This is a genomic window from Micromonospora sp. WMMD956, assembly GCF_029626125.1.
GTDB classification, from domain to species: Bacteria; Actinomycetota; Actinomycetes; order Mycobacteriales; family Micromonosporaceae; genus Micromonospora; species Micromonospora carbonacea.
The window spans coordinates 653,252-667,575 of sequence record NZ_JARUBI010000005.1; the positions used below are offsets into that span (position 1 = coordinate 653,252).

At 74.7% G+C, this 14,324-nt stretch carries 10 protein-coding genes; 5 read left to right on the plus strand and 5 right to left on the minus strand.

The window, feature by feature from the left end; all coding sequences use genetic code 11:
- Positions 1-60: 60 nt before the first annotated feature.
- Both O7628_RS03075 and O7628_RS03080 read right to left on the minus strand, forming a co-directional pair.
- Positions 61-717 (minus strand): response regulator transcription factor, encoded by a 657-nt coding sequence (locus O7628_RS03075; RefSeq protein WP_278128185.1) that lies wholly within the window; start codon positions 715-717, stop codon positions 61-63.
- A complete protein-coding gene (locus tag O7628_RS03080; RefSeq protein ID WP_278128187.1) occupies positions 714-1,892 on the minus strand; it encodes a histidine kinase in 1,179 nt (392 codons plus the stop codon). Before O7628_RS03080 ends, O7628_RS03075 begins: the two co-directional genes overlap by 4 nt.
- A 131-nt stretch (positions 1,893-2,023) precedes the next feature.
- Here O7628_RS03080 and O7628_RS03085 point away from each other — a divergent pair, with 131 nt between their 5' ends.
- Entirely contained in the window at positions 2,024-2,935 is a 912-nt protein-coding gene (locus tag O7628_RS03085) for an ATP-binding cassette domain-containing protein (protein WP_278128188.1), read from the plus strand.
- The gene (locus O7628_RS03090) at positions 2,932-3,774 is read left to right on the plus strand and encodes an ABC transporter permease (RefSeq protein ID WP_278128189.1); all 843 of its coding nucleotides are present in this window, start codon (positions 2,932-2,934) and stop codon (positions 3,772-3,774) included. Before O7628_RS03085 ends, O7628_RS03090 begins: the two co-directional genes overlap by 4 nt.
- Positions 3,775-3,849: 75 nt before the next feature.
- Here the strand turns inward: O7628_RS03090 and leuS are convergent, their stop codons facing one another.
- Positions 3,850-6,687, minus strand: a complete 2,838-nt coding sequence (gene leuS / locus O7628_RS03095) for a leucine--tRNA ligase (protein ID WP_278128191.1) — start codon at positions 6,685-6,687, stop codon at positions 3,850-3,852.
- Positions 6,688-7,171: 484 nt separating this feature from the next.
- Here leuS and O7628_RS03100 point away from each other — a divergent pair, with 484 nt between their 5' ends.
- The 3 genes from O7628_RS03100 to O7628_RS03110 all read left to right on the plus strand — a co-directional run bounded on the left by O7628_RS03100 (position 7,172) and on the right by O7628_RS03110 (position 12,073).
- A complete protein-coding gene (locus O7628_RS03100) occupies positions 7,172-8,227 on the plus strand; it encodes a MoxR family ATPase (protein WP_278128193.1) in 1,056 nt (351 codons plus the stop codon).
- Between the two features lie 2 nt (positions 8,228-8,229).
- Positions 8,230-9,528 carry a DUF58 domain-containing protein gene (locus O7628_RS03105; RefSeq protein ID WP_074474467.1) on the plus strand — a complete coding sequence of 433 codons (1,299 nt, stop codon included), beginning with the start codon at positions 8,230-8,232 and terminating at the stop codon, positions 9,526-9,528.
- A gap of 67 nt (positions 9,529-9,595) precedes the next feature.
- Positions 9,596-12,073 (plus strand): DUF3488 and transglutaminase-like domain-containing protein, encoded by a 2,478-nt coding sequence (locus O7628_RS03110; protein WP_278128196.1) that lies wholly within the window; start codon positions 9,596-9,598, stop codon positions 12,071-12,073.
- Between the two features lie 431 nt (positions 12,074-12,504).
- Here the strand turns inward: O7628_RS03110 and O7628_RS03115 are convergent, their stop codons facing one another.
- Together O7628_RS03115 and O7628_RS03120 are read right to left on the minus strand one after the other, a co-directional pair.
- Complete coding sequence (locus O7628_RS03115) at positions 12,505-12,903, minus strand: DUF3040 domain-containing protein (protein ID WP_043967266.1); 399 nt, start codon at positions 12,901-12,903, stop codon at positions 12,505-12,507.
- A gap of 115 nt (positions 12,904-13,018) precedes the next feature.
- Positions 13,019-14,278 carry a DNA polymerase IV gene (locus tag O7628_RS03120; RefSeq protein ID WP_278128199.1) on the minus strand — a complete coding sequence of 420 codons (1,260 nt, stop codon included), beginning with the start codon at positions 14,276-14,278 and terminating at the stop codon, positions 13,019-13,021.
- Between the last annotated feature and the right edge of the window lie 46 nt (positions 14,279-14,324).

Sequence of the window (14,324 nt, forward strand, 5' to 3'; positions counted from 1 at the left end):
GGACGAAACGAGGGCCCGAACCGCAAGATCGCGGGATCCGGGGGTGGGTCAGGGGGTGGGTCAGGGGGTGGGGGCGACCAGGCCCGCCTCGTAGGCGGCGATCACCAGGTGCACCCGGTCCCGGGCGTTCAGCTTCGTGAAGAGGCGGGCCACGTGGGCCTTGGCCGTGGCCGGACTGATCACCAACCGCTCGGCGATCTCCGCGTTGGACAGTCCCAGGCCGACGAGGGTGAGCACCTGCCGCTCCCGGTCGGTCACGCCCGTCAGGTGGCGGGGCCGCGGGCTCGGATCGGGACGACGGGCGAACTCGGCGATGAGCCGCCGGGTGACCCCGGGCGCGATCAGCCCGTCCCCGGCCGCCACGACCCGGACCGCGCCGAGGATCTCCTCCAGCGCCATGTCCTTGACCAGGAACCCGCTCGCGCCCGCCCGCAGGGCCGCGTGCACGTGCGCGTCGTCGTCGAACGTGGTGAGGACGAGCACCCGGGTCGGGCCGCCGCCCGCGGTGATCTCCCGGGTGGCGGCGATCCCGTCGGTACCCGGCATCCGCAGGTCCATCAGCACCACGTCGGGGGCGACCTCCCGGGCCAGGCGCACCGCCTCGGCACCGGTGCCCGCCTCGCCGACCACGTCGATGTCGGGGACGTCGGCCATGAGCACCCGGAGGCCGGCGCGGATCAGAGGCTGGTCGTCGACGAGCAGGACGCGGATGTTCACGCGTCCCCCTGCGTCGGCAGCCGGGCGGCGACCCGGAACCCGCCCTCCGGGCGCGGTCCGGCGGCGAAGTCGCCGCCCAGCAGCGCCACCCGTTCCCGCATGCCGACGATGCCGTGCCCCGCACCCCCGAGCCGGGCGCCCCGGCCCCCGTCGACCACCTCGACGAGGACCCCGTCCGACGGGTACGTGACGGTGACCCGGCACTGCCCGACGCCGGCGTGCCGCACCACGTTCGTCAGCGCCTCCTGCACGATCCGGTACGCGGCCAGGTCGACCTCCACCGGCAGCGGCCGGGGCAACCCGTCGCGGCGCACCTCCACCCGTACCCCCGCGTCCGCCGCCGCGGCGACCAGCCGGTCGAGGCCGGCGAGCCCGGGCGCGGGATCCAGCGGGGTCGTCGTTCCCTCCGGCCCACGCAGCGCGCCGAGAGTGCGGCGTAGTCCGGTCAGGGTCTCCCGGCTGGTCCGCTCGATCGTGGCGAGCGCCGCGCGGGCCTCCCCCGGCTGGGTGTCGATGACCCGGGCACCGACGCCGGCCTGGATGGCGATCACGCCGACGCTGTGTGCCACCAGGTCGTGCAGATCCCGGGCGATCCGCAGCCGCTCCGCGGTGATCGCCTCGGCGGCGGTCTGCGCGCGCAGTTCCTCCGCGTGCCGGCGGCGGGCCCACGCCGCGCCGCCGGCCAGCCACGCGACGGCCACCGCCAGCACCGAGGTCGCGGCCCGGTCCACCGGATCGGAGACCGGGTTGACGAAGGCCGCCGTGACCTGCACCGCGAGCACCACGACCACGACGGGTACCGCGACCCGGCCCGGGCTGCGTGCCACGACCAACCCCAGCATCAGGTCGACGACAAGGAACGTGAGGTACCAGACGCCGGCCCGATAGCCCTCCTCCCAGGCGTTCGTCGACACGGTGAGCACGGACGCGCCGACGAGCGTCAGGGCGAGCGCGAGCAGCGGACGGCGGCCGAGCAGGCCGGCGGGCAGAAGGACCACCAGGGCGGGGGAAAGATAGCGCAACGGGAGGTCGGCGACGCTGCCGTCGGGGTCCGCTCCCGCCGTCGACGCGTGCAGCACCGCGACCGGGAACAGGGCGACACCGGCCCAGGGCAGGACGGCCCGCAGCCATCGGGCGACGGGGCGCGGACGGAGACGGGGGGCGACGGCCTGCATGAGCACACCGTAGCCAGTGGGCGGCCCACGGTCGTCGGCCCGTGGGCGTACGCCCCGGGGCGGACCCGCGGCCGGCGGTTGTGGTCGGTGGCACGACGATCCACCGCCGGTCGTGCGGCACCGTCGACGGCGTGATCGAAATACGTGACCTCACCAAACGGTACGGCCGCACGACGGCCGTCGACCGGCTGACCCTCACCGTCCGCCCCGGGCAGGTGACCGGGTTTCTCGGCCCGAACGGCGCTGGCAAGTCCACCACCCTGCGGCTGGTGCTCGGCCTGCACCGGCCCACCGCCGGCACCGCGCTGGTGGACGGCGCCCCGTTCACCGACCGGCCGCGCGGGCTGCGCCACGTCGGCGCGCTGCTCGACGCGGGCGACGTGCACGGCGGGCGGAGCGCCCGGGCGCACCTTCGCGCGCTCGCCCGCAGCAACGGCATCGCCCGGTCCCGCGTCGACGAGGTGCTGCACGAGGTGGGACTGGCCGAGGTGGCAGGGCGTCGGGTCGGTGGCTTCTCCCTCGGCATGAGGCAGCGGCTCGGCATCGCCGCCGCGCTGCTCGGCGACCCGCCGGTGCTGCTCTTCGACGAGCCGTTCAACGGCCTCGACCCGGAGGGGGTGCGCTGGGTGCGCGGGCTGTTCCGGCGACTCGCCGCCGAGGGGCGCACCGTCCTGGTCTCCAGCCACCTGATGAGCGAGATGGAGCAGACGGCGGAACACCTCGTCGTCATCGGCCGGGGCGAGCTGATCGCCGACGAGAGCCTGGCACAGTTCGCCGCCCGCAGCGGCCAGGTGCAGGTCTCCGTCCGTACGCCCGACGCGGCGACGCTCGGCCCGGCGCTCCGCGCTGCGGGCGGCACCGTCTCGGCGGCGGCCGACGGGACCCTCACCGTCACCGGCCTGACCGCCGCCCGGATCGGTGACCTGGCGTCCGGGCACGGGGTGACGCTTCACGAACTGGCCACCCGCACCGCCTCCCTGGAGGAGGCCTTCATGGCGTTGACCGCCGACCGCGTCGAATACCAGGCAGGAGCACACCGTTGAGCAGCCGGACCCCGTCCAGTGTCACCGTCGCCCGTCCCGCCGGCGGGCGGGCTCGGTTCACCGATCTCCTGGCCGCCGAATGGATCAAGCTCTGGTCGCTGCGCTCGACCTACGGCTCGCTGGCCGTGATCGTGGTGTCGGCGATGCTGTTCAGCGTACGGGCGGCCCTCGCCGACCGGCGCAACTGGCCGAGCTACTCCGCCGAGCACCGCGCCGCCCTCGACCCGATCTACGATGCCTTCCCCGCGGAGGGCTGGCTGTTCGTCATGCTCGCCGCCGGCAGCGTCGGCGCGGTGATGATCGCCGGCGAGTACGCCAGCGGGCAGATCCGCACCACGTTCGCGGCGGTGCCGGCCCGGTGGGCGGTCGCGGCGGCCAAGGTCACCGTGCTGGCGGCGGTCATGACCGTGGTCGGGACGGTCACCGCGGGCAGCGCCTTCTGGATCTCCCAGGCCATCCTCGCCGACCTGCCCGCCGGCGCGTCCATCGCCGACCCCGGGGCGCTGCGCGCCGTCGCCGGGTCCGCGCTGCTGGTGCCGGTCTGCGCGCTCACCGGGCTGGGCATCGGCGCCCTCGTCAGATACAGCGCACCGGCGATCGTCACCACCACGGCGGTGCTGCTCCTGCTGCCGCTGGCGTTCGACATGCGACACCGGTGGACCGCGGCGCTGCACAACGCGCTGCCGTGGGCCGCCTGGGAACGGCTGGTGGGGATGGTGCCGTTCCCCAACTTCGAGGGCTATCCCCCGACGGTCGGGGGAGCATGGGCGGTCTTCGCCGCCTGGCCGGTCGTCGCCGCGCTCGTCGCCATGGCCGTCGTGCACCACCGCGAGCCCTGACCCACCGCCGAGCGGGGCGTTAGGAAGGGGCCCCTGCTATGCAGAATGCGTTAACAAGGGGCCCCTCCTTGCACCTCAGGCGACGATCGAGACCATCCGGCCCTTCACCACGATGACCTTGCGGGGCGCCTTGCCGGCCAGCGCGCCCGCCACCGCCTCCAGCGCCGCCGCGCGCACGTCGTCCTCGGACGCGTCGGCGCCCACCTCGACCCGGCCGCGCACCTTGCCGTTGATCTGCACCGGGTAGGTCACCGTCTCGGCGACCAGCAGGGCCGGATCGGCGGTCGGGAAGTCCGCGTACGCCAGGGAGGCGTCGTGGCCCAGCCGCCGCCACAGTTCCTCGGCGACGTGCGGGGCGAACGGGGCCAGCATCAGCACCAGCGGCTCGGCCACCTCGCGGGGGGTGGCCGGCAGCCGGGTCAGCGCGTTGGTCAGCTCGATCAGCTTGGCGATCGCGGTGTTGAACCGGATCCCCTCCATGTCGCCCCGGACCCCGTCGACGACCTTGTGCAGCAGCCGCCGGGTGGCCTCGTCGGCCGGGTCGTCGGTGACCCGCGGCGCGCCGGTCTGCTCGTCGACGACGGCCCGCCAGACCCGTTGCAGGAACCGGTACGACCCGACGACCGCCCGGGTCTCCCACGGGCGGGACACCTCCAGCGGGCCCATCGACATCTCGTACACCCGGAAGGTGTCCGCGCCGTACGCGGCGCACATGTCGTCGGGGGTCACCACGTTCTTCAGCGACTTGCCCATCTTGCCGTACTCGCGGCGCACCTCCTCCTCGCCCAGGAACCAGGCGCCGTCGCGCTCGACGACCTCCTCGGCCTGCACGTAGGAGCCCCGGGCGTCGGTGTACGCGTACGCCTGGATCATGCCCTGGTTGAACAGCTTGCGGAACGGCTCGAAGCTGGACACGTGGCCCAGGTCGTACAGCACCTTGTGCCAGAAGCGGGCGTACAGCAGGTGCAGCACGGCGTGCTCGGCCCCGCCGACGTACAGGTCGGTGCCGCCGCAGTCGCCCTCGGCGCGCGGGCCCATCCAGTACCGCTCGTTCTCCGCGTCGACGAACCGGTCGGCGTTGGTCGGGTCCAGGTAGCGCAGCTCGTACCAGCAGGAGCCGGCCCACTGCGGCATCACGTTGGTCTCGCGGGTGTAGCGCTTCGGCCCGTCGCCCAGGTCCAGCTCCACCTCGACCCAGTCGCGGCGGCGCGACAGCGGGGTCTCCGGATTGCTGTCGGCGTCGTCGGGGTCGAACGTCTTCGGCGAGAAGTCGTCGACCTCGGGCAGCTCGACCGGCAGCATCGACTCGGGCAGCGCGATCGCCGCCCCGGACTCGTCGTAGACGATCGGGAACGGCTCGCCCCAGTAGCGCTGGCGGGAGAACAGCCAGTCGCGCAGCCGGTAGGTGGTCGCGCCGGCGCCGTGCCCGTTGGCCTCCAGCCAGGCGATGATCGCCGCCTTGGCGTCGGCGACCCCCAGGCCGTTCAGGTCCAGGCCGCGGTCGGGCGCGGCGCTGTTGATCGCCGGCCCGTCCCCGGTGTACGCCTTGCCGGCGAAGCCGTCGGCCGGCTGCACGGTACGCACGATCGGCAGCTCGAAGACCTCGGCGAACGCCCAGTCCCGCTCGTCCTGCGCCGGCACCGCCATGATCGCGCCGGTGCCGTAGCCGGCCAGCACGTAGTCGGCGATGAAGATCGGGATCTGCCCGCCGGTGACGGGGTTCGTGGCGTACGCGCCGACGAAGACGCCGGTCTTCTCCTTCGTGTCGGCCTGCCGCTCCACGTCGGTCTTGGCCGCCGCCGCCTTGCGGTACGCCTCGACGGCCGCCCGGGGGCTGGCGTGCCCGCCGGTCCAGGCGTCCCGCGTGCCGTCCGGCCAGGCGGCCGGCAGCAGCGCGTCGACCAGCTCGTGCTCGGGGGCCAGCACCATGTAGGTGGCCCCGAAGATGGTGTCCGGGCGGGTGGTGAACACCCGCACCGGGCCCCGCTCGGTGGCGAAGTCGATGTGCGCGCCCGTGGACCGGCCGATCCAGTTGCGCTGCATCAGCTTGATCGGCTCGGGCCAGTCCAGGGCGTCCAGGTCCTCCAGCAGCCGGTCGCCGTACGCGGTGATCCGCATCATCCACTGCTTCAGGTTGCGCTTGAACACGGGGAAGTTGCCCCGGTCGGAGCGGCCGTCGGCGGTGACCTCCTCGTTGGCCAGCACGGTGCCCAGCCCCGGGCACCAGTTCACCGGCGCCTCCGAGACGTACGCCAGCCGGTGCCCGTCGACGACCGCCCGCCGCTCGGCGTCGGTCAGCGCGGCCCACGGCCGGCCGTCCGGCGTCGGGCGGTCGCCCGCGGCGAACTCGGCGATCAGCTCGGCGACCGGCCGGGCCCTGCGGGCGTCCGCGTCGTACCAGGAGTTGAAGACCTGCAGGAAGATCCACTGGGTCCAGCGGTAGAAGTCGGTGTCGATGGTGGCCACCGAGCGGCGGTCGTCGTGGGCCAGGCCCAGCCGGCGCAGCTGCGCCTTGTACCGCTCGATGTTGGCCACGGTCGTGGTGCGGGGGTGGGTGCCGGTCTGCACCGCGTACTGCTCGGCGGGCAGGCCGAACGCGTCGAAGCCCATCGCGTGCAGCACGTTGCGGCCGGCCATCCGCTGGTAGCGGGCGAAGCAGTCGGTGCCGATGTAGCCCAGCGGGTGCCCGACGTGCAGGCCCGCCCCCGACGGGTAGGGGAACATGTCCAGCACGTACAGCTTCTCCGCGCCGGCCCGGGGGTGGCCGGGGTCGGCCAGCGGCCCGGTCGGGTTCGGGGCGTGGAACGTGCCCTCCCGCTGCCAGGTGTCCTGCCAGCGCTGCTCGATCTCCTCGGCCAGGGCCGCGGTGTACCGGTACGGGGGGATGTCGCCCGCCGCTGTCGCCTCACTCATCGTCTCTCCTCGTTCGCTTCGTCGCGGCGTCGCCGGGCCGGCTCCGGCGTGTCGGCCCGCCGACCGGGCCGGCGGTCCCGGCTCGCCGGGCCTGGCCCGGCGGAGGGCACAAAAAAGCCCCTCGCGCAGGAGGGGCCGCCGTGCTGTCGCGCGTCAGCGCATCAGCACGGCCCGGTAAGAAGCAGGAAGACTCCGGCCATGTCGGGCAGTGTACCCCGCCGGCCCGCCGGGCACGCGGCCCGCCGCCGCGAGGCCGGCTGCGGGACACCCCTCTCACGCTCGGTGACGATGCGTTTCCCCCGTCGGGCGAATAATCCGGGCGTAACCGACCGACTTCCTGCGGGGTTCGGCGTTCACGACAAACATGGTTAGCCTGAGAGGCCAGTGAGATTTCTGCGGCAGACGAGGCTCTCCCGTCGCGAACCCAACGGCGGGTCCAGGTGCTCTTAACAGAGCTGCCGTCGTGGCGACGAGGAGGAGGCCCGTGACACAACAGACCTGGGACGAGGTGGGCGGTCTGCTGCCGCACGACGAGTTCCGCGCCGCCAGTGAGGCCATCGTGGCCAACATCGAGCAGGTCATCGAGGGCAAGACGGCCACCGTCCGGCTCGCCCTGGCCGTCCTGCTCGCCGAGGGCCACCTCCTCATCGAGGACGTCCCGGGCGTCGGCAAGACCAAGCTGGCGAAGGCCCTCGCCCGGTCCATCGACTGTTCGGTACGGCGCATCCAGTTCACCCCCGACCTGCTGCCCAGCGACGTCACCGGCGTCAGCGTCTACAACCAGGAGACGCACGACTTCGAGTTCCGCCCCGGCGCGGTCTTCGCCAACCTGGTCGTCGGCGACGAGATCAACCGGGCCTCGCCGAAGACCCAGTCCGCCCTGCTGGAGTGCATGGAGGAGCGGCAGGTCACCGTCGACGGCGTCACCTACCAGCTCCAGACCCCGTTCATGGTGATCGCCACCCAGAACCCGATCGAGATGGAGGGGACCTACCCGCTGCCCGAGGCGCAGCGCGACCGGTTCACCGCCCGCATCGCGATGGGCTACCCGGGGCCGGAGGCCGAGCTGGCCATGCTGGACGGGCACGGCGCGGCCGACCCGTTGCAGGAGCTGCGGTCGGTCTCCGACGCCGAGACCGTGCGCCGGCTCATCGCCACCGTCCGCGAGGTGCACGTCGCCGACGCCGTGAAGCAGTACGCGGTGGACCTGGTCACCGCCACCAGGGAGGCCCCCGACCTGCGGCTGGGCGCGTCGCCCCGGGCCACCCTCCAGCTCCTGCGCACCGCCCGGGCCGTCGCCGCCCTGGAGGGGCGCGACTACGTCCTCCCCGACGACCTGCAGGCGCTCGCGGTGCCGGTGCTCGCCCACCGGATCATCCCGACCGCCGACGCCCAGCTCGCCCGGCGCACCACCGACGCGATCGTCGCCGAGCTGGTGCACCGGCTGCCGCTGCCGCACGACCGCCAGCGTTCCCCGTACGACAACCGGCCCGCCGCCGACGGCAACGGCCGCGCCCCGTACGAGCCGCGGAGGCGGTGAGCGTGCGCGACGGGCTCCGGGGCCTGACCACCCGCGGCCGCTCGTTCCTGGCCGCCGCGCTCGCCGCGGCGGTCTCCGCCCTCATCCTCGGCGAGAAGGACCTGCTCCGGGTGGCCGTGCTGCTCGCCGTCCTGCCGCTGCTCGCCGCCGCCTACGTGGGGCGCAGCCGCTACAAGCTGGCCTGCAACCGGTCGCTGGACCCGCACCGGGTGCCGGTCGGGGCCAGCTCCCGGGTGGTGCTGCGGTTGCAGAACCTGTCCCGCCTGCCCACCGGCACGCTGCTGCTGGAGGACCGGCTGCCGTACGCCCTGGGCAGCCGGCCCCGCGTGGTGCTGGAGCGGCTCGGCGCGCACCAGGCCAGCTCCGTGGCGTACACGGTCCGCGCGGACGTGCGCGGCCGGTACGAGGTGGGCCCGCTGGTGGTCCGGCTCACCGACCCGTTCGGGCTGTGCGAGCTGACCCGCTCGTTCCCCAGCGTCGACCAGCTCACGGTGATCCCGCAGGTCACCCCGCTACCCTCGGTGCGGCTCCCCGGCGAGTACGCGGGCAGCGGCTCCAGCCGCGCCCGCTCGGTCGCGGTGCACGGCGAGGACGACGCGGCGACCCGGGAGTACCGGATGGGCGACGACCTGCGCCGGGTGCACTGGAAGTCGACGGCCCGCACGGGCGAGCTGATGGTGCGCCGCGAGGAGCAGCCCTGGGAGAGCCGGGCGACCGTGGTGCTGGACACCCGGGGCTACGGCCACCGGGGCGACGGCCCCACCGCGAGCTTCGAGTGGGCGGTCTCCGCCGCGGCCAGCATCGCCGTGCACCTGCGCCAGGCCGGCTACAAGCTGCGCCTGGTCACCGGCGACGGCGCGGACGTCGACGCCACCGAGGCCGCCGGCGACGGGCTGCTGCTCGACCAGCTCGCGGAGGTCCGCCTCGACCCGCGCGGCGACATCACCACGCTGGTGCGGCAGGTCCGCCAGCGCGGCGACGGCGGCCTGATCATCGGCCTGTTCGGCGCGGTGAGCACCGCCGAGGCGGAGCTGCTCGCCGGCCTGCGCGGCAACGGCGCGACCTGCGTCGGCTTCCTGCTGGACAGCTCCACCTGGCTCCACCTCCCGCCCCGGGCCCGGGCCGAGGCCGACCACGCGCACGGCGCCGCCGCGCTCGCCCTGCTCCAGAGCGGATGGCGGGTCGTCGGGGTCGACCACGGCGCCCGGCTGCCCGCGCTGTGGCCGCAGGCCGGCCGGGGCTCGCAGGGGTTCGCCCTGCGGGCCGCGCTGGCCGAGACGGTGGCCGGGGGCGTCAAGTGACGATCCGCCGGGTCGGGCGTGCCCGCCGCCCCGATCCGGCGGGACGATGACCGGAAAGGGCTCCCCCGTGACCGCGACCCGCAACCTCGGCTTCGTGGCCGCCGCCGCGACCCTGCTCGCGGCCGCCCCGCTGTCGGCCATCTTCGAGCGGTGGACCTGGCTCATCCAGGCGGCCATCGCGGTCACGGTGGTCGCCGGGGTGGCCGCGCTGACCCGGCTGGTCCGGGCCCCGCTGTGGGGGCAGGTGCTGGGCATGCTCGGCGGGCTGACCCTCGCGCTGGCCTGGCTCTTCCCCGCCGGCACCGAGCTGGTGGCGTTCCTGCCGACCCCGGGCACCTTCGCCCACTTCGGCGAGCTGCTGAGCGCGTCCGTGGTGGACATGCGCTCGTACGGGGTGAAGGTGCCCGACACCGACCCGCTGCTGTTCGTCAGCGTGCTCGGCATCGGCGGGGTGGCCGTGGTGGTCGACGTGCTCGCCGTCGGCCTGCGCCGCCCGGCGCTGGCCGGGCTGCCGATGCTGGCCATCTACTCGGTGCCCGTCGCCGTCTACGTCGACAGCGTCCCCGCCGTGCCGTTCGTGGTCGGCGCGGCCGGCTACCTGTGGCTGCTGGTCACCGACAACGTCGACCGGGTGCGCCGGTTCGGCCGCCGGTTCACCGGCGACGGCCGCGACGTCGACGTGTGGGAGTCCTCGCCGTTGGCCGCCGCCGGGCGGCGGCTCGCCGTGGTCGGGGTGGTGCTGGCGGTGGCGCTGCCGCTGGCGGTGCCGGGGATGACCGGCGGCCTGCTCAACGCCGTGGGCGCCGGCACCGGCACCGGGTCGGGCAACGGCCAGGGCGGCAACCCGGGCCGCATCGACCTCTTCGCCTCGCTGAGCGGGCAGCTCAACCAGTCCGAGGTCTACGAGATGGTCACGGTGACCACCACCGAGACGAACCCGTTCTACCTGCGCTACGGCGTCGCCGACGAGCTGCGGCCCGACGGGTTCCGGGTGCGCAACCCGACCGGCCGGCCCGTCACCCGGGACCTGCCCGACCCGACCCAGCGCTCCGGGACCGGCAACGGCGTCGAGCGGACGCGGTACCAGGCCACCGTGGAGGTCTCCAAGAACCTCAACATGCCGCTGCTGCCGGCCTACGCCGAGCCGGTGCGCACCGAGGAGCTCAGCGGCAACTGGCTCTACGACCCCAACCAGCAGGTCGTCTTCTCCAACCGGGAGAACTCCCGCGGCAAGCGCTACTCGTTCGAGTACGTCCGGTCGACGTACACCCCGACGGCGCTGCGGCGGGCCCCGTCGCTGCCGTCGGACCACCCGATCCGGCTCCAGCAGACCGCCACCCCGCCGGTGGAGCAGGTCGACACCCTGGTCGCCGACCTCGTGCGCGGCCGCAGCACCGACTACGACAAGGTCCGGGCGATCTACGACCACTTCTCGGCGGACAACGGCTTCACCTACAGCCTGACCACGAAGGGCGGCACCAGCGGCCAGGACATCGTCGACTTCCTCAACAACAAGGCCGGCTTCTGCCAGCAGTACGCGGCGGCGATGGCGTGGCTGGTCCGGTCGGCCGGCATCCCGGCCCGGGTGGCGTTCGGCTTCACCAACGGCACCGGCCGCACCGACGAGGGGTACGTGCTGACCAACCGCAACCTGCACGCCTGGACGGAGGTCTACTTCGACGGGATGGGCTGGGTGCCGTTCGACGCCACCCCGGCGTACGGCGTGCAGGGCTCGACCCGCTCGGCGTGGGCCCCGGACACCGACGCGCCGGAGCCGGCGGCCACCGAGCCGGGCGCCCCGGCCGCCCCCGACGACTCGACGCCGACGCCGGACGCCGCCGACCCGGACGCCGCCGACGCGGACACCGACGCCGGCCTGGCGGTCGGGGGCAACGATCCCACCCGGCAGGCCCCGGTGTGGCCCTGGTGGACGGCCGGCGCGCTGGCGCTGCTGGCCCTGCTCGCCGCGCCGGCGCTGCTGCGGATGGCGTTGCGCCGCCGGCGGGCCGCCCGGCCGGCGGTGACGCTCGCCCCGGCCACGGTGGACGCCGGCACGGGCCCGGCCGGCGAACCGGGCCGGTCCGTCACCGTGGTGCTGGACCCCGACCGGGCGCGGGCGGACGCGCACGCCGCCTGGGACGAGCTGCTCGACACCCTGGTCGACTACCGGGTCCGGGTGGACCGGACGGAGACGCCGCGGGCGACTGCCGAGCGCCTGGTCACCGAGGCCGTCGGCGAGGACGCCTCCGCCGCCACGGCGGTGCGGCTGCTGGGCCGCGCCGAGGAACTGGCCCGGTACGCCCGCACCCCGCTCGCGGGCGGGGAGCTGCACCCGGCGCTACGCGCCGTCCGGGGCGCGCTCGCCACCCGGACCGACCGGCGGACCCGGCTGCTGGCGGCGGTGCTGCCGCCGTCGGTGCTGCTGCGCTGGCGCATCGCGCTGGGCAACGCGTCCTCCCGGCTGGTGGCCAGGACGGGCGACGCCCGCTACCGGCTGCTGCGCTGGAGCCCGCGCCGCCTGCTGGCCACCCGCACGGGCCGCTGACCCACCGCGCCCCCGTCGCGGGACCCGACCAGGCAAGCCGGGCGGTGGGCCGGACGGGACCGGAGCCGGAGGCGGGGGCGGGGGCGGGGGCGGCGAGATCGCGCTCGATCAGGGTTCGAGTGGTCTCCGGGCGGTCCTGAGGCCACTCGAACCAGGAAACTGCACGATCTTGGAGCGGCCAAGCCGATGGGGGCGCCCGAGGCCGGAGCGCGAGGGTGGCGCAGGGCACCGGAGCACGGGGCACCGGAGCGCGGGGCGACGCATGGGGGCGCAGGGCCCGGAGCACGGGGGGCGACACACGGGGGCATGGCAGAGCGCGGAGAAAGCCCGCACGCACCCGTGCGGGCAGGAAGCAGCGGCCCGCTGTCGGCGGGCCGGATCAGCGTGGTCCCGCCGGGCCGGCGGGACCGAGGATCAGCGGTGGAACCGGGTCAGCGGTGCCCCTCCGGGCGCTGCCGCCACCGGTCCTCCATCCGATCCACGAACGACGACCGTCGGCCGGACCGCCCGCGCGGGCGGCGTCGGCTGGTGGTCGTCCCCCCGACCACGTGCAGGTCGGGGGACTGCGCCTTGCGGTGCGACTGCACCGCGTACGCCGCCGAACCCAGCATGATGACGAAACCCACCACCGCGAGCGGTGGGGTCTTGATCACCGCACCGTAGACCAGTAGAGCCAGGCCAACGATGATCGCGCCGGCAGCGACGAGCAGACGACGCCGCGCGTGGAAGCGCGGATCGCTGGCACGCACGGCCGAGGCGAATTTTGGGTCCTCGGCAAGCGACCGCTCGATCTGCTCGAACAGCCGCTGCTCGTGCTCCGAGAGCGGCACGGCACTCCTCCCCGGTCACGCTGGTCGGCCCGGTCGGACCGACAGACCGTGGCAGCCAACCGGCTGCTTAACGACAAGTCTACGAGGGGGGTCGCGCGTCGGAAAGCGGGACGACCTATGGGCGGGGCGGATTTTCGGTTCGCCCGGGATCGCGCCGGCCGAGCAGGCTCGCCGGACCTATGACGGAACGCCCGAATCGGGCAGCGGCGGCGTCCGCCACGGCCTCCGCCTCCCGCCAGCCGCGCTCGGGCGCGCCCAGCGTCAGCTGCTGCGGCGTCTCGCCCGCCGGGGCGAGACCCTCCATCCGCACCCCGACGAGGCGGATCCGCTCACCGGGGTCGAGGACGGTGTAGAGCGCCCAGGCCGTGTCGAACATCTCCCGCGCCGTGTCGGTCGCCACGTCGAGGGTGCGGGACCGGGTGACCGTGCGGAAGTCGGCCGTGCGCACCTTGATCGACACCGTGCGGCCGACCTGCCCGGCCCGGCGCAGCCGGGCGCCGACCTTCTCGGCGAGGGCGAGCAGGGCCCGGCGGATCTCCAGCGGGTCGGCCACGTCCGCGTCGAACGTCACCTCCGCGCCGATCGACTTCTCCACCTGCTCGGGGCTGACCCGGCGCGGGTCGCGCCCCCAGGCCAGCTCGTGCAGGTGGGCCGCGGCGGCCTCGCCGAGCGCCTTGCGGAGCATGCCGCGCGGCGCCTCGGCCAGGTCGCCGATGGTGGCCAGCCCGAGCCGGCGCAGCGTCTCGGCGGAGCGCTCCCCCACGCCCCACAGGGCGTCGACCGGCAGGGGGCGCAGGAAGTCGAGCACCCGGTCGGCCGGCACCACGAGCAGCCCGTCGGGCTTGGCCCGGGTGGAGCCGAGCTTGGCCACGAACTTGCTCGGCGCGACCCCCACCGAGCAGGTCAGCCCCTGCTCCTCGGCGACCCGGGCGCGGATGCCCCGGGCGATCTCGGCGGGCGGCCCGAACAACCGGCGGGCCCCGGCCACGTCGAGGAACGCCTCGTCGAGCGAGAGCGGCTCGACCAGCGGCGTGACGTCCCGCAGGATCTGCATCACCGCCCGGGAGGCCGCCGTGTACTGCGCGAAGTCGGGCGGCAGGTAGACCGCGTGCGGGCACAGCGCCCGGGCACGCATGATCGGCATGGCGCTGCGGACGCCGTACCGGCGGGCCTCGTAGCTGGCGGCGCTGACCACGCCGCGCGGGCCGACCCCGCCGACCACGACGGGCCGGCCCCGCAGCTCGGGGCGGCGGCGCACCTCGACCGAGGCGTAGAAGGCGTCCATGTCGACGTGCAGGATCGGGCTGCCGGAGTCGTCGCCGTCGGGCCCGAAGCGCGGGTCGCCGCCGCGCGGCAACGACTGACTGCGACCCATGCCCGCAGGCTAGCCCCCGGGTACGACACGCCGCGGCCCCCGGGGC

Bases quoted from the DNA above. Each gene is read 5' to 3' on its own strand.
- O7628_RS03120 (WP_278128199.1), bottom strand. From the start codon at position 14,278: ATGGGTCGCAGTCAGTCGTTGCCGCGCGGCGGCGACCCGCGCTTCGGG.
- leuS (WP_278128191.1), bottom strand. From the start codon at position 6,687: ATGAGTGAGGCGACAGCGGCGGGCGACATCCCCCCGTACCGGTACACC.
- O7628_RS03080 (WP_278128187.1), bottom strand. From the start codon at position 1,892: ATGCAGGCCGTCGCCCCCCGTCTCCGTCCGCGCCCCGTCGCCCGATGG.